Annotated in this window: 15 protein-coding genes; 6 read left to right on the top strand and 9 right to left on the bottom strand. The window is 69.6% G+C overall.

From position 1 onward, the window contains the following. Window positions 1-421: 421 nt before the first annotated feature. The 4 genes from ACQEU8_RS32545 to ppc all read right to left on the bottom strand — a co-directional run bounded on the left by ACQEU8_RS32545 (window position 422) and on the right by ppc (window position 6,862). Window positions 422-1,063, bottom strand: coding sequence for a hypothetical protein (locus ACQEU8_RS32545; protein ID WP_433107495.1), 642 nt, complete (start codon window positions 1,061-1,063; stop codon window positions 422-424). Window positions 1,064-1,071: 8 nt separating this feature from the next. After that, window positions 1,072-3,354: a hypothetical protein gene (locus ACQEU8_RS32550; protein ID WP_433107497.1), complete on the bottom strand. Its 2,283-nt coding sequence runs from the start codon at window positions 3,352-3,354 to the stop codon at window positions 1,072-1,074. A gap of 15 nt (window positions 3,355-3,369) precedes the next feature. Further along, on the bottom strand, window positions 3,370-3,846 hold the full coding sequence (locus ACQEU8_RS32555; protein ID WP_433107498.1) for a hypothetical protein: 477 nt from the start codon (window positions 3,844-3,846) through the stop codon (window positions 3,370-3,372). Between the two features lie 280 nt (window positions 3,847-4,126). Next, the gene (gene ppc / locus ACQEU8_RS32560) at window positions 4,127-6,862 is read right to left on the bottom strand and encodes a phosphoenolpyruvate carboxylase (protein WP_433107500.1); all 2,736 of its coding nucleotides are present in this window, start codon (window positions 6,860-6,862) and stop codon (window positions 4,127-4,129) included. Between the two features lie 439 nt (window positions 6,863-7,301). Between ppc and ACQEU8_RS32565 the strand changes: the two genes are divergently transcribed. The 4 genes from ACQEU8_RS32565 to ACQEU8_RS32580 all read left to right on the top strand — a co-directional run bounded on the left by ACQEU8_RS32565 (window position 7,302) and on the right by ACQEU8_RS32580 (window position 10,672). Continuing rightward, window positions 7,302-8,444: an acyl-CoA desaturase gene (locus ACQEU8_RS32565; RefSeq protein ID WP_433107502.1), complete on the top strand. Its 1,143-nt coding sequence runs from the start codon at window positions 7,302-7,304 to the stop codon at window positions 8,442-8,444. Window positions 8,445-8,577: 133 nt separating this feature from the next. After that, entirely contained in the window at window positions 8,578-9,180 is a 603-nt protein-coding gene (locus ACQEU8_RS32570) for a TetR/AcrR family transcriptional regulator (RefSeq protein ID WP_221506569.1), read from the top strand. Between the two features lie 153 nt (window positions 9,181-9,333). Beyond that, a complete protein-coding gene (locus ACQEU8_RS32575) occupies window positions 9,334-9,987 on the top strand; it encodes a TetR/AcrR family transcriptional regulator C-terminal domain-containing protein (protein ID WP_433107504.1) in 654 nt (217 codons plus the stop codon). Window positions 9,988-10,108: 121 nt separating this feature from the next. Further along, window positions 10,109-10,672 (top strand): GNAT family N-acetyltransferase, encoded by a 564-nt coding sequence (locus tag ACQEU8_RS32580; RefSeq protein WP_433107506.1) that lies wholly within the window; start codon window positions 10,109-10,111, stop codon window positions 10,670-10,672. A gap of 93 nt (window positions 10,673-10,765) precedes the next feature. On the opposite strand, the gene ACQEU8_RS32585 is transcribed toward ACQEU8_RS32580, so the two are convergent. Beyond that, window positions 10,766-11,608, bottom strand: a complete 843-nt coding sequence (locus ACQEU8_RS32585; RefSeq protein ID WP_433107508.1) for a methyltransferase domain-containing protein — start codon at window positions 11,606-11,608, stop codon at window positions 10,766-10,768. A 72-nt stretch (window positions 11,609-11,680) separates the two neighbouring features. On the opposite strand from ACQEU8_RS32585, the gene ACQEU8_RS32590 reads away from it, so the two are divergent. Both ACQEU8_RS32590 and ACQEU8_RS32595 read left to right on the top strand, forming a co-directional pair. Then, a complete protein-coding gene (locus tag ACQEU8_RS32590) occupies window positions 11,681-12,178 on the top strand; it encodes a MarR family winged helix-turn-helix transcriptional regulator (protein WP_433107510.1) in 498 nt (165 codons plus the stop codon). 99 nt (window positions 12,179-12,277) lie between these two features. Beyond that, complete coding sequence (locus ACQEU8_RS32595; RefSeq protein WP_433107512.1) at window positions 12,278-13,039, top strand: SDR family NAD(P)-dependent oxidoreductase; 762 nt, start codon at window positions 12,278-12,280, stop codon at window positions 13,037-13,039. 24 nt (window positions 13,040-13,063) lie between these two features. On the opposite strand, the gene ACQEU8_RS32600 is transcribed toward ACQEU8_RS32595, so the two are convergent. The 4 genes from ACQEU8_RS32600 to galE form a co-directional block, all read right to left on the bottom strand. After that, window positions 13,064-13,495: a PPOX class F420-dependent oxidoreductase gene (locus ACQEU8_RS32600; protein ID WP_433107514.1), complete on the bottom strand. Its 432-nt coding sequence runs from the start codon at window positions 13,493-13,495 to the stop codon at window positions 13,064-13,066. Window positions 13,496-13,695: 200 nt separating this feature from the next. Continuing rightward, window positions 13,696-14,634, bottom strand: a complete 939-nt coding sequence (locus ACQEU8_RS32605) for a response regulator transcription factor (protein ID WP_433107516.1) — start codon at window positions 14,632-14,634, stop codon at window positions 13,696-13,698. Between the two features lie 346 nt (window positions 14,635-14,980). Continuing rightward, the gene (galK, locus tag ACQEU8_RS32610; RefSeq protein ID WP_433107518.1) at window positions 14,981-16,138 is read right to left on the bottom strand and encodes a galactokinase; all 1,158 of its coding nucleotides are present in this window, start codon (window positions 16,136-16,138) and stop codon (window positions 14,981-14,983) included. After that, window positions 16,135-17,139 (bottom strand): UDP-glucose 4-epimerase GalE, encoded by a 1,005-nt coding sequence (gene galE, locus ACQEU8_RS32615; protein WP_433107520.1) that lies wholly within the window; start codon window positions 17,137-17,139, stop codon window positions 16,135-16,137. Before galE ends, galK begins: the two co-directional genes overlap by 4 nt. Between the last annotated feature and the right edge of the window lie 20 nt (window positions 17,140-17,159).

Raw genomic sequence — 17,159 nt, forward strand, 5'->3', positions numbered from 1 at the left:
CCTTCGCACTCGGATTGGTACGCAGCACCTTCCCCGATTTCGCCACCTTGTCGTAAGCGTCCCGCTGGCTCTCACAGAATCGGACGACGATGCCCTGCCCTCTCATGGTGGCCTCACGCTTGTAGTAGCGGATGGTTCCAGTGGAGACGAGTCCTTCCTTCTGGAACCGCTTTCACGCCGTACTTCAAGGCATCGCTGGCGCCATCCTGCCGTTATTTGCATGCCACAGAAATATCTGGATCAGCCTTGACAAAGGATGGGACCGTAGCCCGGATCGCGTATCCGTGATCGCGCAGCACCGCGTCCTTTCACTTGTCCCCAGTCTTTCCCCGTGATGACGAGCTCCACCCCTTTCGGGAGACAAAACCGGCGCATCGGGCCCCCTAGGCACTCGAACTCGAATAGCCGTCTTTTCCTCCCCTCACTTCTTCCCTTCGCCGGGCTTTACTTGGACCGGCCCGTCTGGAATACCTCCCTCGCCCTTGCATCTGTAGACCTTTTCAGCGATGGTTCGTGTGGCATAAGCACTCGCTTCAGCAAGCTTCCCTACGCCTTTATCGAAACCCTCATACACATCGCTTCCTCGCTCAGCAATGTCCGCCCTGGTCACAATGATGAGCTTGTTCGCCTTGTGGTCGCGAATCGGACAGTTCGCGACCGTCATCAATGCTCCAGTCCTGGGACGGTAATAGCCGTACACGCTTCCAAGTTCAGCGATGTACTCACTTGTCTTGACGAAATATTCGGGCGGCTCTACATAGCTCGAATTACTCACTCGGAAGCTCACACCGTGACCATCGATCGACATTTCGCAGCTAGTCGACCCAGGGGACCGATAGGCGGATTCAGGAGATCCGGGAAAGCTCTTCTTGACCGAAGAGTCAAACTCTCCATCCATGCTGGCAAATAGGGGCTCGACTTCACCCCCGGAGAAGACGTCGTTGCATACCTTTCGAGGCATGAGGACATCATCCTTCTCGTCCCTCTGAAGCCACCAGCCGACGGATCCGGCAATGACCATGAGCAAAGCCGCGCAATATGCAAGGATGCGCTTGTCCGGCATACAGGCCCCTATTGGTCCCGGTACCCGCGCGCGACATCGTTATGCACTTTGGACGCCGCCCAATCCACCGAATCGGGATCCAATCCTGCACCCTGCCCGGAAATTCGAGTAATCCGTTCCATGGTTTCCCCTTCCCGCCTGCGTTCTTCTGCCAGGAAATCCTTGCGGCTCTCTTGAACTTGCTCTGCGATCTCTTCCGGATCCTTTTTATAGCTGTCGAAGATCACGCTCTGGATTTCTCCGGTCACGAGTCCCACTGCCTCCCCGCCTCGTGGCATCATCCCCACGCCCAGGTCCACAATCTGCCCAACAACTTCCTGCTTTGCGTCAAGCGATTCGTTGTACCTCTCCGCAGCCCCGACCTTGTCTTTCGCAGCCACGATTCCGTCCGCCCGCCCCTCGGATGCCAATGCGGCCACGTCGGCTCCCGGCTGCGCACCCGTTGAAGCCGCTTCTGATGGGCTATGTCCTGGGGCCGGATGACTCATCGCTGCCTGGATCGACTCTCGCGAGACGACATGGGAGGCATGCATGATCGATGCGTATCCATCGGAATCCTGCGAAGCACTACGGAGGAATCGTTCGAGAGCTTCTCCGTCCACATCGTTCAGTCCCGGGTCCGCTCCGTGGATACCAATGATTCCACTGGGAGAGGCTGCCATTCCCCTGTGCACTCCGTGCATGTAGTCAGCGGCCATGCTCCCCATATGACTTCGCAGCTGAGCCAGCTCTCCATCGTGCTGAACCAGCGGGGAACCCGCCTCGCTGCCGAGACGCTCCACCACCTCGTAAAAGAGGGCCGCCTGTTCCTCGGTGTGTTTTAGCGGCTTCCCCTCATCCCCCGCCGGGCGCCCTGTCGTGGCTGCCTCAAGCGCACCGCCGAGGGCGTCCTTGCCGGAATCGCCCGTCGGCCAGTCCCGGACTTTCTTTCCCTCTTCGTCGCCCAGGAAGTAATCGAAGTTGTCGACTTCCTTACCGTCAACCTCCGTTGACCCCCGAAAGAAATCAGTCGCCGCGTCCGGACTGTGTCCCAACCCCTTCATCAGTCCGGTCATGGGGTCGAAGCCCCGGTCCTTTCCCTTGTCCAGGTTGAGGTCCGGCCCCCCGTCCTCGGGGGTCAGTGGCAGTGGCCAGGCCCGGCCCGGGCCGCCGTGCTCGCGCTCGTATGTGACCATGTCGTTGGCGACGCCGCTGAGGAATTCCTTGTCGTATTCGCCGTGCCGCAGAACGTTCCCGAGGACCTGATATCCCAGTGTCCGCTGGTTGCCGCCGTTGCTGAGGGGCAGCTCGTCTTTGCCCACCCGCTTGAGAGCGGCGATCCAGTTCTCGCCCAGATGCGTGCGGTCGCCGTCGGTCCCGAGGGGGTTGCCGCCGTGGGACTGGGTGGCCGTCGCGAGCCCCGTTCCCATGGAGTTCTGGACGGTGCGGGCCAACTCCAGGCGCGCTTCTCCGCCGTCGGTCGAGGCGTCGATGCCCATCTGGGCATGGAGGAGCAGCGCCTTCTTCGGACCCAGGTCGCGGTAGAAGGTCGTGCTGAACTCAGCGTCCTTTGCGTTGTACTTGGTGATTTCGGCCAGGCGGGCGAGGTCCTTTGTGCTGAGTTCCTTGCCCTCTCGGTAGAGCTTCAGCTGCTTTTCCGCCAGTCCCTTCGCCTCGGATGCCTGCGCGTGGTCCAGGGACTTGTACGACGCGTGCCCCGCGTTGTGCCGGTCACCCTTGTGGCTGCGCTGGAGAGCCCGGCTCGTTGAGGCGTCGATTTCGCGGGCCTTGCCGATGAGGTGGTTGATGTGGGACTGGATCTCGTCCCTCGCCTCCCGGTCGGCCTTGCTGCGGGGTTTGTTGGGCTCATCGGAGTCCGCGGATCCGCCGACGTAGTAGCCGCTGGCTGTCGTGGCCCCGTCTGTGCCGGCCGCGAAGTCGCAGGTTACGGTTCCATCGTCGTTGTCCTTGATCGAGATCTGTTTCCGCTTCGCCCTCTCCCGCTCGTCCTCGATCCGGCCCTGGATCCTGACGAGTTCGCGGTGGGCGTCGTCGATGACGTTCCAGATGCTCTGGGCCTCGGTGTGGAGGTCGCCGACCTCATTCGCGATCTTCCGGATGAAGGGGCGGACCGCGTCGGCGTTGGCGCCCGCCCAGTCGGCTCGCTCCGACTTCGCCCGCATGTCGCTACGCGCCTGCTTCGCTAACCGCTTCAGCGCGCTCTGGACTTTTTTCCAGTCCCCGACGGTCGCACCGAAGCTGCCGAAGTTGACGGTGATCAGGTCCGTGTAGGTGAGCTGTGATTCCGGCATACGGCCTTCCGCCCCTCAGTCCAGCAGGCGGGAGATCTTGGACGGGGGCAGAGCCGTGCCGTCCTTCCCGAGGATCTGAGCGCCGATCTTCCTGTCCTCCACCTTCTGTGAACTCTTCGAGTAGTCCAGGTGGTTGGAGATGTGCGCGCACCCCTGCAACACCGTCTTGAGCTGCGAGCCCCACACCTCCGCCGTGCGGCCAAGGGCCTTGCCCAGCAGGAAGGAGTGCGCGCTCAAGTGCGCGGCGGCCCGGGTGATCGCTGCCTTGTCCCCGGCGTTTTCGATGTCCGCGTCCTTCTTCAGCCCCTGGTAGAGGCTGAAAGCGGCATGACCGATCTTGCCCAGTTCCTCGTCCTTGACGACCAGCCAGCCGGAACCGTCCATCCGCCTTCCGCCGCCAGGGCCAAGGTCCGGAGTGGTTGCCTGGTTGAGCTGGATTCCCGGTGACCCCCCGTTCTGCTTGTGCTGCTCCCATTCATTCTCGAACGACATACAGCGCTGCCCCTCCCCCTCGCTCACCGGTTCGCTGACGCGCGTAGCGTCAGGAGCGCCCCCCGGACAGTTACCGGCGAGTGTAGTGGAGGCGTCACGAAGAGTCAGGAGAACCGCTGGGCGCGGGCTCCTACTTACTTGTGCCCTTTCTCCTTGGCCAGCTTCTTGGCCTCGGCGGACCGGGCTGGTGGCGCTGATCACGGGCGGGGCCTGGGCGCTGCTCAGTTTCTGAGACAGCCCCCAGGCCCTCGGCCCTCAGCCCTCGACCCTCAACCGGACCTCAGCCCGTGTTGCGCAGGCCCGCTGCCACGCCGTTGACGGTCAGCAGCAGCGCACGGCTCAGGTTTTCGTCCGGCTCCTTGCCCTCCGCCGCGGCCCGGCGCTGGCGGTGCAGCAGGGAGACCTGGAGGTAGGAGATCGGGTCGAGGTAGGCGTCGCGGATCTTCAGCGTCTTCTGGAGGACCGGGTTGGCCTCCAGCAGCTCGCTCTCGCCGGTGATACGGAGCACTTCCTCCACCGTGCGGGCGTGTTCGGCCTCGATGGTGGCGAACACATGCCGCAGCTCCTCGGGCACCAGGGTCTCGACGTAGTGGCGCGCGATCCGCAGGTCTGTCTTGGCCAGCGTCATCTCGACGTTGGAGAGGAAGTTGCGGAAGAAGTGCCAGTGCGTGTGCGCCTCTTCGAGCACGCTGTCCAGCCCGGCCTCGCGGGCGGCCTTCAGGCCCGTACCGACGCCGAACCAGCCGGGGACGATCTGCCGCGACTGGGTCCAGCCGAACACCCACGGAATGGCCCGCAGCCCGTCCAGGCCCGCACCGGTGTCGGGGCGCCGGGAGGGGCGGGAGCCCAGGTGGAGCTCGGCGAGCTGGTCGACGGGGGTGGAGGCGAAGAAGTACGCGGGCAGATCCGGGTCCTCGACCAGCTCGCGGTAGGCCCGGTGCGCCGCGTCGGAGACGGTGTCCATCGCCGCGTCCCAGCGGGCCAGCGCCTCGTCGGACTGGCGGGGCGAAGTGTGCAGGGCCGAAGCCTGGAGGGTGGCCGAGACGGTCAGCTCCAGGTTCTCCCTGGCGAGGGAGGGCACCAGGTACTTGTCGGAGATGACCTCACCCTGCTCGGTGACCTTGATCTCACCCTCCAGGGTGCCCCAGGGCTGGGCGAGGATCGCGTCGTGGGTGGGGCCGCCGCCGCGGCCGACGGTGCCGCCCCGGCCGTGGAAGAGCCGCAGCCGTACGCCGTGCCTGTGTGCTACGTCACGCAGTCGGCGCTGGGCGCGGTGGATCTCCCACTGGCTGGTGGTGATGCCGCCGAACTTGGAGGAGTCGCTGTAGCCGAGCATGACCTCCTGGAGGTCGCCGCGCAGCGAGACCAGCTTGCGGTAGGAGGGGTCGGAGAGCATCGCGTCGAGCAGCTCGTCGGCGATCTTCAGCTCGTCCGTGGTCTCCAGCAGCGGCACGATGCCGATCCTGGCCCAGCCGCCGTGCAGGTCGATCAGCCCGGCCTCGCGGGCGAGGACGGCGGCGGCGAACACATCGTCGGCACCCTGGCACATCGAGATGATGTACGACTCGACGACCTCGGGCCCGAAGGTCTCCAGGGCCTTGCGGATCGTCTCGAAGACGCCGAGTGTCTTGGCGCCGGCCGCGTCCAGCGGTGCGGGGCTCGGGGCGAGCGGGCGGCGGGAGCGCAGCTCCTTGGCCAGCAGCCGCTGCCGGTAGTCGCGCGGCATGTCGGCGTAGCGCCAGGACTCCTCGCCGAGCCGGTCGAAGAGCTGGCCGAGCGCGTGGTGGTGTGCGTCGGCGTGCTCGCGTACGTCCATCGTGGCGAGCTGGAGGCCGAAGGCGGCCGTCGTGCGGATGGCGCGCTCCAGCCGGCCGTCGGCGACCAGACCGCCGCGGTGCTCGCGCAGCGAGTCCTGGATGAGGGCGAGGTCGGCGAGCAGCTCGCCGGTGCCCAGATAGTCCCAGCCCTCGGTGTGCGGGAGCTTCTCGGCGAGCCGGGTGCGAGTGTTGAGCAGCTTCTGCCGGATGCAGGTGGCCTTGAGCCGGTAGGGCTCCTCCGCGTTGAGGCGCTTGTAGCGGGGGCTGATCTCCGGGAGCCGGGCGAGGTCCTTCTCCAGGGAGTCCAGCAGCGGCTGTGTGGCGCCGCAGTTACGGATCGAGTTGGACAGGGCGCCGCGCAGCTCGTCCACGTGTGCGAGGGCGTCGGTGATGCCGTGCTCGTGCTGGAGCAGCAGCACATCCCAGGTGACCTCGGGCGTGACGTTGGGGTTGCCGTCGCGGTCGCCGCCGATCCAGGTGCCGAATGTCAGCGGGCGGGTGCCGGACGGCAGCGGGGCGCCGGCGCGCTCCAGCTCGGCCGCCAGGTCCTCCAGCACGTCGCCGACGGCGCCGCGGTGCAGCTCGTCCAGGTAGTAGATGGCGTTGCGCGCCTCGTCGGCGGGCTCGGGGCGGGCGACCCGCAGCTCGTCGGTCTGCCAGATCAGATCGACGTTCTCGGCCAGCCGCAGATCGGTGCGGCGGCGCTCGGCCCCGCCCAGCTGCCCCTCGGACTCCTCCAGCAACTCCGCGATCTTGCGGAGCTTCGTCAGCACCGAGCGGCGGGCCGCCTCGGTGGGGTGCGCGGTGAAGACGGGCCGTACGGAGAGGTGACGCGCGGTGTTCGCCAGATGCGCCGGGTCGGCGTCCTTGAGCATGTCGGCGGTACGGGCGAGCATCCCGCCGTCGCCTGCGCGGCGCCTGCGCAGCTCGTGGCCGCGGTGCACCTGCTCGGTGACGTTGGCCAGGTGGAAGTAGGTGGAGAAGGCCCGCACCAGCTTGGTGGCGGTCTCCAGATCTGTCTCGCCCAGCAGCTCGGCAGCCGCCTCCCCGTCACTGCGGGTGAGCGCGCGTACCCGCTCGACAAGCTCCAGCAGCTCAGCGCCCTCCTGGCGGACCAGCGTCTCGCCGAGCAGATCGCCCAGCCTGCGGATGTCGGCACGGAGCGCTGAGCTCGACTCGGCCGCGTCCACGCTGTCCACGCTGAGGCCGTGGCTGCCGGCCGGCTCCCCGGAGGACGCCCCGGAGGTCTGTCCGCCGGAAGCCTTCCAGCCGGTGGACCCCCCACCGGAAACGCTCCCGCCCACGGCGCTTCCCACCGTCCCGGGGTCACTCGATCCGGGCAGGTTTTCAGACGGCTCGGGGGTTCGCTGGTTGCTGTCGGCGCTGCTCACAGGTGCGGCTCCCTTGCGGGGTTGCTTCCCTTGCGGGGTTGCTTCGGGCAGGTGGCGGACCGCGCTGTCCGACGGAACAAGGATAGGTCGGCCGCAGCGTGGTACAGGAACTCCGTCCGAGGGGTGGGCAGCGCGGCGGACCCCGCCCCGGCGCGCACCCCTCTTGTCCCGTCACTTACGGCTGCCATACTTACGTCGCCGTAGGTTACGGAACCGTAGCCAAGCCGAGGTCCAATGAGGGACATCTATGACGACAAGCCCGGACGTGCTCGACAGTTCGCCGCAGGCCAGCCCCGCCAATTCGCCGAAGCCCGCCCCCGCCGACTCGCCGCAGGGCGTCTCCCCCGACTCGCTGCCGTCCGCGACGCTGGGGGGTGAGAAGCGGCGCTCGGCCGAACAGATCGCGCTGCTGCTGTTCATCACCGTTCCCTTCGTCGCGCTGGTGGCCGCCGTGCCGCTCGCCTGGGGATGGGGGGTGAGCTGGCTGGATCTGGGGCTGCTGGTCGCGATGTACTACATCGGCTGCCACGGCATCACGATCGGCTTCCACCGCTACTTCACACACGGTTCCTTCAAGGCGAAGCGCCCGCTGCGGATCGCGCTCGCCGTCATGGGCTCACTCGCCGTGGAAGGCCCGCTGGTGCGCTGGGTCGCCGACCACCGCAAGCACCACAAGTTCTCCGACGCCGAGGGCGACCCGCACTCCCCGTGGCGGTACGGGGAGACGATCCCCGCGCTGATGAAGGGCCTGTGGTGGGCGCACGTCGCATGGATGTTCGATGAGGAGCAGACGCCGCAGCACAAGTACGCGCCGGACCTGGTCAAGGACCCCGCGCTGCGCGCCGTCTCCCGCCAGTTCGTGATGTGGACGGTCGTCTCGCTGATGATCCCGCCGGTGATCGGCGGACTCGCCACCTGGTCGTGGCAGGGCGCGGTGACCGCGTTCTTCTGGGGCTCGCTGGTGCGCGTCGCACTGCTGCACCACGTCACCTGGTCGATCAACTCCATCTGCCACGCCGTCGGCAAGCGCCCCTTCAAGTCCCGGGACCGGTCGGGCAACGTGTGGTGGCTGGCGATCCTGTCCTGCGGCGAGTCCTGGCACAACCTGCACCACGCTGACCCCACCTGCGCCCGGCACGGCGTCGAGCGCGGACAGATCGACTCCAGCGCGCGCATCATCCGCTGGTTCGAGAAGGCCGGCTGGGCGTACGACGTGCGCTGGCCGAAGCACGACCGGCTGGACTCGCGGCGCAACACGGAGGGCTCGCGCCGCCGTAAGCCGGCACAGTCCGCGCAGAGCGCCCCGCACGACGCGGAACAGGACCAGGCGGCGGCCCAGGCGGCCGACTCGGACTCCCGCCGTCCGGAGCAGCCGGCCAGGGCGGCATGATGCTGTGCTGACCCAGGGGCCGGCCCTGCCCCTTGGGCTCCCAGCAAGCCAGACGACAGGGAAGGCCCATCCTGTGCCGACCGACGAGCCGACGCCGCCGTCCAGCAGCCCCAAGAAACGCGCCCGCCGCCGGATGACCGGCAAGGAGCGCCGTGAGCAGCTGCTGGACATCGGCCGCACCCTGTTCGCCGAACGCGGCTTCGAAGGAACGTCGGTCGAGGAGATCGCTCACAAGGCCGGGGTGTCCAAGCCGGTCGTCTACGAGCACTTCGGCGGCAAGGAGGGCCTGTACGCGGTCGTCGTCGACCGCGAGATGCGGCGCCTGCTGGACATGGTGACGGGAGCGCTCACGGGGGGCCACCCCCGTGAGCTGCTGGAGCAGGCGGCGTTCGCGCTGCTCGACTACATCGAGCAGTACACCGACGGCTTCCGCATCCTGGTGCGGGACTCCCCGCTCCCCCAGTCGACCGGCACCTTCGCCTCGCTGATCTCCGACATCGCCACCCAGGTCGAGGACATCCTCGGCCGCGAGTTCAAGAACCGCGGCTTCGACGCCAAGCTCTCCCCCCTCTACGCCCAGGCCCTGGTCGGCATGGTCGCGCTGACGGGACAGTGGTGGCTCAACGTCCGCAAACCCAAGAAGGCCGAGGTCGCCGCCCACCTCGTCAACCTCGCCTGGCACGGCCTGGACGGCCTGGAACAGAAGCCCCGGCTGATAGGTCACAGGCGGTCGTAAACCTCCACGGTTGTCACTCGTTGTGATTCGCACTCCATATCGACATCACGTTGGAAGCGCTCGACGAGTTCTGACGTTCTGTCGCACTCCCTCCCACCAAGTACCCCCCTAGGATCGGGCGCACCGTCTCCCCGCGAGTCCCGGAGTTCCCCCATGCCTCGCCCGCCTCGTATCTCCCGTCCCGCAGTGCTCGACGAGGCGCTGCGCACGCTGGACGAGGAGGGCGTCGAGGGTCTGTCGATGCGCAGGCTGGCCCAGCGGCTGGGGGTGACCAGTCCGTCGCTCTACAAGTACGTCCGGGACCGGGAGGGCGTGTTCGAAGCGGTCGTGGACGCGATCGTCCAGGAGATCAACGAGGGCTGGAGCCCGACGGGAAGCTGGCGCGCGGAGTTGGACGGGCTGGCCCGCCGCTACTTCCACACCTTCCGCCGGCACCCCAACGCGGTCCCCCTGGTGATGCGCCGTCCCACCCGCAACCAGCGCTCCCTCGACAGCTTCGACACCGTGCTCAACGTGCTGACCGAAGCCGGCTGGCCGGTGCAGGACGCGGCCCGCGCCGTCCTGCTGACCGAGTCGTACGCGCTGGGCGCCACGCTGACCGCCGTCAGCCCCGGAATCCCGCTCAGCCCCGAGGAGTTGGCGAGCCGCCCCACGCTGGCCGCCGCTCTCACCGGCGAGCACAACACCTTCCGCCTCACCGAGGGCGACTTCGAGCACGGGCTGAAGCTGGTACTGGACGGCATCGCCCGCGAAATCGCCCCGCGGCCACGCCGGTTGGAAGAGGCGCAGGGCCGCACGGAGGGCTGATCGGCGCACGGCGGCTGGTCCGCAGCCGTGCGGAAAATCCCTCGGTCCGCGCGCAGAACGTGTGCGAAGCTCCCCTCGCAGTGTGCCGAGGTGTGCGCACGTTCGACCGCGGAGGACGAGGATGTTCGCGATATCCCTGGGTGACGACGGCGCCGAACTGCGGCCGCTCGAACCGTGGCAGGCCGAGGAGTTCCTGGCCCACATCGAGCGCGGGCGGGAGTTCATCGGGCAGCACGTGGGGCTGCCGGACGCCAACAAGGACCTGGAGTCGGCCCGCGCCTTCCTCCAGTCGTACGCGGAGAAGGCCGCCACCGACACCGGGCGGATCTACGGCATCTGGACGGCGGACGACAAGCTCGTCGGCGGGGTGCTCTTCCGGACGATGGACCTGGCCCAGGGCACTGCCGAGGCGGGCTGCTGGCTGGAGCCGTCGGCGGTGGGCAAGGGCCTGGTGACCCGGGCGGCACACCGCATCATCGACTGGGCCGTCGAAGAGCGCGGCATCCACCGCGTCGAGTGGCACGTCTCCTCGTCGAACGAGCCCAGCATCGCCGTGGCCCGCCGTCTCGGCATGACCAGGGACGGCGTACTGAGGGAGAGCTTCTTCTACCGGGGCAAGCGGGCCGACATGGAGATCTGGTCCGTCCTCGCCCCGGAGTGGCGGGCCGCGAAGCAGCAGCCGTAGGTCTTGCGTCCCCGCGCCCCGAAGGGGCGCGGGGAACTGCGCGACAAACCACAACTCACCCGCAGTCCGCGTACGACGGACAGGGGCACCCCCTCACCGCTTCACCGCGACGACGAACACGCGGCGGAAGGGAAAGGCCGTGGTGCCGTCCGCGCCGGGCGGATACGCCTCGCGTAGCGCCTCCGCGTACTCGGCGAGGAAGCCGTCGCGGGCGGCGGGGTCGTCGGCGAGGTGGGCCAGTACGGGGCGCAGTGTGGTGCCCTTGACCCATTCGAGGACGGGGTCGGGGCCGGTCAGCCGGTGGAGATAGGTGGTCTCCCAGGCCTCGACGGCGCAGCCGTTCGGGCCGAGCGGGGCGAGGATGTCCGCGTACTCGGCGGGGGTGAGTACGGAGGCGGTCCGGGACGGGGCGCCGAGGCGGTCCCTCCCCCGAGTTCTCGGCTTCGCTCGAACAGGGAGGTGCCCCCAGCGCGGGGAGTCGCGCAGTTCGGCCAGCAGGGTGTGGCTCGGCGCCGAGAAGTTGCCGGGCACCTGGAAGGCGAGGGTGCCGCCGGCCGGCAGGGCCGCGAGCCAGTCGGGGAAGGCGTGCTGGTGGCCGGGCACCCAGTGGAGCGCCGCGTTGGAGAAGAGCAGGCCGAAGTGCTCGGCGGGGTCGGGGCGCCAGTGGGCGAGGTCGGCGTGGACGAAGTCGAGGCGGCCTGGCCGGGTGTGCTCGGCGGCCTCGCGGAGCATCTCCGGCGAGCTGTCGTATCCGGTGATGTGCGCCTCGGGCCAGCGTTCGGCGAGGGGCGCGCTGGGGCCGCCGGGACCGCAGCCGAGATCGGCGATCCGGACGCGGGGATGACCGGGCAGCCGGTCGGGTACCTGTGCGAGAAGATCGAGGACGGGGCGCAGCCGAGGGCCGGAGTGCCGGAGATACTGCTGGGGGTCCCACATGGCAGCAGGGTGCAACGGACGCTCTCTTGACGTCAAGAGACTTCACGTCGACACAACCTCTACACTGATCCCATGGAGGACGAGGTCGACCGTTTGGTGGCAGCTTGGCGCCGGGAGCGCCCTGACCTCGACGTCGAACCGCTCGAGGTGCTCAGCCGGGTCAGCAGACTGGCCCGGCATCTGGACCGCGCCCGCCGCATCGCGTTCTCCGAGCACGGCCTGGAGCCGTGGGAGTTCGACGTACTGACCGCGCTGCGCCGCGCGGGCACCCCCTACCAGCTCTCTCCCGGCCAGCTGCTCACCCAGACGCTGGTCACCTCCGGGACGATGACCAACCGCATCGACCGCCTCGCCAAGAAGGGCCTCGTCGAACGGCTGCCCGACCCCAGCGACCGGCGCGGCGTCCTGGTCCGGCTCACCGCCGAGGGGCGGGACCGCGCGGACAGCGCGCTGGCCGGACTGCTCGACCAGGAGCGCTCCATCCTCGCCGAGCTCTCCCCCGTGCAGCGCGGCGAACTCGCCTCGCTGCTGCGGCAGCTGACGGCGCCGTTCGACAACATCCCCATCTGAGCCCCTCGTCCGGGCCACGGGCACCGGCCGGGATCCGGCCGCGCCCGGTCCGGCCGAGTGCCTACCCCGGCGCCCGCTCCGGGCCGTACGATCACGCGCATGGCCATGGGCGCGCGGTTCGAGGGACGTACGGTCGTCATCTCCGGTGGCGGCTCCGGCATCGGTGCCGCGACGGCGCACCGGCTCGCCGACGAGGGAGCGGCAGTCGTCCTCCTCGACAAGGAGGAGGCCGGGGCGCACCGCACCGCGCGGGAGATCACGGCATCCGGTGGAAGGGCGGCGTTCGTCCTCGGCGACGTCACCGACGAACCGGCGTGGACCCGCGCGGTGGAGACGGCACGTCAGGGGTTCGGCCCGGTGGACGGGCTGGTCTGCAACGCGGCGATGGTCCGAGGCGGCGCCGCCGACGAGATCTCCGTCTCCGACTGGGAGGCGCAGCTCGGGGTGAATCTGACCGGCGCCTTTCTCGGAGTCCGCGCCTGCGTGCCCGACCTGCGCGAACGCGGCGGCGCCGTGGTGCTGACCTCCTCCGTGCACGCCCTGGTCGGACTGCCGGGGCGGCCCGCGTACGCCGCCGGCAAGGCGGGGCTGACCGGGCTCGGCCGCCAGCTCGCCGCGGACTTCGGCCCCCGGGTACGGGTCAACTCCGTACTGCCCGGCCCGATCATGACGCCCGCCTGGGACGGGGTCGAGGAGGAGGACCGGCGGCAGGCCGCGGCGGAGACCGTGATCGGCCGCCATGGGCGCCCCGACGAGGTCGCCGCCGCCATCGCCTTCCTGCTCTCGGAGGACGCCTCCTTCGTGACGGGCGCCGGGCTGGTGGTGGACGGGGGCTGGAGCGTCTTCAAGAACTCGGTGTGAGCCGGGCCCGGCGCCCCATCCTCCTCAGTCGGCCATGTCGGCGTAGGCGACGGCCCGTTCGACGCGGGCCCGCACCAGATACTCGCCCGGGGCGGCGTTCCGCTGCCCGTACTCGTCGGCGCGGTCCGCGCCCATGTAGCGGCCGCCGATGCGGGTGGCCCACTCGCGCATCAGGTCCAGATCGTCGAGGAACTCCGCCGCGACGCACTCCAGCATCACAAAGCTGAAGGGCGGCTCCTGGTCGTCCACGCACAGGGCGAAGCGCGGATCGCGGCGCAGGGCGTGGTACTTCAGCGAGTTGCCGCCCGTGTTGAAGAGGAGCCGGCCCTCGTCGTCCAGCAGGAACCACACCGGGGTGACATGGGGGCGCCCGTCCTTGCGGGTGGTCGCCAGCTTGCCGGTGCGGGTGCCCGTCAGGACGAAGTCGCGCCACTGGGCTTCGGTCATCTGCTGCATGCCACATCTCCACGCTCAGAAGGTGATCCCACCATCTTGCCCCTGCCCTCCCGGATGTCCGGATCAGGGGCTGCCCCTGCGTGGCGGTTGCAGGCTGCGGGTCGTTCGTGGCCGGTGGGGGCACCTCCCGGCCGAAGTCCCCCAGTCTCCGGCCGGGGGTGCCCCCAGGGGAGCAGTTCCGCGTGCCCCTTCGGGGCACTTCAGCGTGCTACGGCCGGCTCCAGCTCCGCCGGGCCCACCCCGGCACGCCGGGCCAGGGCGACGGCTTGCAGCGTGGAGTGGACGCCCAGCTTCCCCAGGACGTTCTGCATATGGGTCCGCACCGTGTGGGGCGACAGATACAGCCGCTCCGCGACCGCCTTGCGGCCCAGCCCGGCCACCATGCACCGCAGCACCTCCCGCTCGCGCGGGGTCAGCGACTCCACGAGGCGTTCGCTCTCGGTGCGGTGCTTGCGGCTGGCGGTCAACTCCTTGAGTACGCCGGTGAGCAGGGCGGGCGGCAGATGCGTCTCGTCCTTGAGGACGCCGCGGATCACCTGGAGGAGGCGGGAGAGGGAGCAGTCCTTGGCGACCCAGCCGCCGGCGCCGGCCTGGAGCGCAGCGGCGGCGTGCCGGGGGTCGTCGCGCTCGGCGAGAACGACGGTGCGCACCGCCGGATAGTCGGCGCGTACCCGCGCCACCAGCGGTAACCCTCCCGCGGCTGCCATGGCGGGCGGGGAGTCGGCCACTGCCGCGGCGCCGACGGGACCGGCGGCGCTCGCGCCCACCGCGGTGTCGCTGTCGGGTGCGCCGAGCGGCTTGCCGGGGGCGGGCGCGGGCTTCTCGCCGTTCGACCGCACCGCGGCCGTGTGCGGCGGTCCGCCCTGGGCGGGCACCGGCGCCTGGTGGGGCGGACCGGTCTGGGCGGGAGCGGCCTGGAGGGGCGGTGCTGCTCCGTTCAACGGTGCGCCCAGGTCCGCGTCCACGAGCAGGACGTCGAACCGGCGGCCCTCGGCCGCGCCGCGCTCCAGATGGCGCAGCGCTGCCGCGCCGCTGCCCGCGGCTCCTACTTCGACGTCCTGTTCGGCCGCGAGCGCGGCCGCCAAGGACTCGGCGAAAATGCGGTGGTCGTCGACCACCAGCACACGAATACGTTGCATGGCACCCCCTGGCAGTGCGGGCACGGCGCCCATGCGCGGGAAAGCGCGCTATCGACACGGCCGCCGCCGTGTTCGCTGTCTACCCCGCCCCTGGGCGTCGTACCCGGCTGTCTCGCCCCCTGATCAGCACCGGCCCCCACCGATGCTGTGCACAAGGTTCAGAGTACGGACGAGCTGTGACAACGGAAGGCTAATCACAAAAGTCGTTCTACTCGTGACCCCACGGGGGCGCGCCAGGGCGCGTCGGGAGCGCACATGTGCGACCGCAACGCGTGCGCTGTCCGGCCGCCGTCCGGCCGACCCGGCGTCCGCCCCGCAGCCGCCGTCCACCGCCCGGCGCACGGTCTCACAAGCGCCGCGCGCCCGCGCTCGGTACCGCCTCGAACACGTGCGGGGCCAGGTGGCCCGCCGCCTCGAACGCCGAGGTCACCGCCTCACCGATCTTCTCGGTCTCGGTCTCCTCGGCCAGCACGATCGCCGAGCCGCCGAAGCCGCCGCCGGTCATCCTGGCGCCGAGCGCGCCGGCGGCCAGCGCCACCTCGACCACCAGGTCCAGCTCCGCGCAGGAGACGCGGAAGTCGTCCCGCAGGGAGGCGTGCCCCGCGGTCAGCACCGCGCCCACCGCGCGCGGATCACCGGCGTCCAGCAGCGCGATGATCTCCTCGACCCGGCGGTTCTCGGTGACGATGTGCCGTACACAGCCGCGTACTTCGGGATCGTCAAGCCGGGCGTCCAGGCGGGCGAGGGCGGCATCCAGCTCCTCGTACTCCACATCGCGCAGCGCCGGAATCCCGAGTGCCGCCGCGCCCGCCTCGCACGCCCGGCGGCGTCCCGCGTAGGCGCCGTCGGCCAGTGTGTGCTTGACGCGGGTGTCGACGACGAGCATCCGCAGCCCCTCGGCGGCCAGGTCGAACGGGACCTGCCGCTGGGTCAGATCGCGGGTGTCCAGGTGGAGGACGTGGCCCTCGGTGCAGCAGGCGGAGGCCATCTGGTCCATGATCCCGCAGGGCATGCCGACGAAGTCGTTCTCGGCCCGCTGGCACAGCCGCGCCAACTGCGGCCTGGACAGCCCCAGCTCGTACAGCTCGGACAGCGCGAGGCCGGTGGCGACCTCCAGCGCGGCCGACGAGGAGAGCCCGGCGCCGGTGGGCACGGTGCTGGTGATCTGCACATCCGCGCCGCCGACCGGCAGCCCCGCCTCGCGCAGCGCCCAGACGACACCGGACGGGTACGCGGCCCAGCCGCCATCCGCGCCCGGCGTCAGCTCGTCGAGCCGCAACTGGTAGGCGGCGCCCGGCACATCGGCCGAGTGCAGCCGCAGTACGCCGTCGTCGCGCCGTGCGGCGGCGGCGTGCACGGTGTGCGGGAGGGCGAGGGGCATCACGAAACCGTCGTTGTAGTCCGTGTGTTCGCCGATGAGGTTGACCCGGCCGGGCGCCGCCCAGACACCCTCCGGCTCGGCGCCGTAGATCTCCCGGAACCCCTCCCGGGCGTCCTGGCTCACGCTGTGCCCTCCGGCGTCCGTTCCGGTGTGCCCGAGGCGTGCTGCGCGAACCGCCAGGCGTCGGCGACGATCTCCGCCAGCCCGCTGCGCTCCGGCTGCCAGCCCAGCTCCTTGCGGGCCCGGTCGGCGGAGGCGACGAGGACGGCCGGGTCGCCGCCCCGGCGCGGGGCGACCTTTTCGGGCACCTCATGGCCTGTGACCTTGCGGACGGTCTCGATGACCTCCCGTACGGAGAAGCCGTTGCCGTTGCCGAGGTTGCAGATCAGATGCTCGCCCGGCGCGGCGTGGTCGAGGGCGAGCAGATGTGCCTTGGCGAGGTCGGCGACGTGGATGTAGTCGCGTACGCAGGTGCCGTCGGGGGTCGGGTAGTCGTCGCCGTAGACGGAGATCGCCTCCCGCCGCCCCTGGGCGACCTGGAGGACCAGCGGGATCAGATGCGACTCGGGGTCGTGACGCTCGCCGTAGGCGGTGCCGTCGGCGGTGAAGTAGGCGCCCGCGACGTTGAAGTAGCGCAGCGAGGCGGCGGCCAGGCCGTGTGCCCGGCACTCGCCGCTGATCATGTGGTCGACGGCCAGCTTCGAGGCCCCGTAGGGGCTGGTGGGCGCGGCGGGGTCGGTCTCGGTGATGGGGGTGCGCTCGGGCTCGCCGTAGACGGCGGCCGTGGAGGAGAAGACCAGCTTGCGCACGCCCGCCCGGCGCATGGCGGCCAGCAGCTCGATGGTGCCGCCGACGTTGTTGCGCCAGTACTTCTCGGGCTGCTCGACGGACTCGCCGACCTTGGAGTGCGCGGCGAAGTGCAGTACGCCGTCGTACGAGGCGTCCAGCACGCGCCCGGCGTCCTGGATGCGGCCGTCGACAAACTCGGCGCCGGCCGGTACGCCCTGGGGGAAGCCGGTGTCGAGGTCGTCGAGCACCGTGACGGTGTGCCCCGCCTCGAGCAGGTGCGCCGCCACGACGCTGCCCACATATCCGGCCCCGCCGGTCACCAGGTACTTAGCCATTGCGCCTGTCCTTTGCTCGG

The organism is Streptomyces sp. CA-250714, from assembly GCF_050936705.1.
Classification (GTDB): Bacteria; Actinomycetota; Actinomycetes; order Streptomycetales; family Streptomycetaceae; genus Streptomyces.

What these genes read in the sequence shown, in the direction of transcription:
- ACQEU8_RS32545 (WP_433107495.1), bottom strand. Translation starts at nt 1,063, where the DNA reads ATGCCGGACAAGCGCATCCTTGCATATTGCGCGGCTTTGCTCATGGTC.
- ACQEU8_RS32550 (WP_433107497.1), bottom strand. Translation starts at nt 3,354, where the DNA reads ATGCCGGAATCACAGCTCACCTACACGGACCTGATCACCGTCAACTTC.
- ACQEU8_RS32555 (WP_433107498.1), bottom strand. Translation starts at nt 3,846, where the DNA reads ATGTCGTTCGAGAATGAATGGGAGCAGCACAAGCAGAACGGGGGGTCA.
- ACQEU8_RS32565 (WP_433107502.1), top strand. Translation starts at nt 7,302, where the DNA reads ATGACGACAAGCCCGGACGTGCTCGACAGTTCGCCGCAGGCCAGCCCC.
- ACQEU8_RS32570 (WP_221506569.1), top strand. Translation starts at nt 8,578, where the DNA reads ATGACCGGCAAGGAGCGCCGTGAGCAGCTGCTGGACATCGGCCGCACC.
- ACQEU8_RS32575 (WP_433107504.1), top strand. Translation starts at nt 9,334, where the DNA reads ATGCCTCGCCCGCCTCGTATCTCCCGTCCCGCAGTGCTCGACGAGGCG.
- ACQEU8_RS32580 (WP_433107506.1), top strand. Translation starts at nt 10,109, where the DNA reads ATGTTCGCGATATCCCTGGGTGACGACGGCGCCGAACTGCGGCCGCTC.
- ACQEU8_RS32585 (WP_433107508.1), bottom strand. Translation starts at nt 11,608, where the DNA reads ATGTGGGACCCCCAGCAGTATCTCCGGCACTCCGGCCCTCGGCTGCGC.
- ACQEU8_RS32590 (WP_433107510.1), top strand. Translation starts at nt 11,681, where the DNA reads ATGGAGGACGAGGTCGACCGTTTGGTGGCAGCTTGGCGCCGGGAGCGC.
- ACQEU8_RS32595 (WP_433107512.1), top strand. Translation starts at nt 12,278, where the DNA reads ATGGCCATGGGCGCGCGGTTCGAGGGACGTACGGTCGTCATCTCCGGT.
- ACQEU8_RS32600 (WP_433107514.1), bottom strand. Translation starts at nt 13,495, where the DNA reads ATGCAGCAGATGACCGAAGCCCAGTGGCGCGACTTCGTCCTGACGGGC.
- ACQEU8_RS32605 (WP_433107516.1), bottom strand. Translation starts at nt 14,634, where the DNA reads ATGCAACGTATTCGTGTGCTGGTGGTCGACGACCACCGCATTTTCGCC.
- galE (WP_433107520.1), bottom strand. Translation starts at nt 17,139, where the DNA reads ATGGCTAAGTACCTGGTGACCGGCGGGGCCGGATATGTGGGCAGCGTC.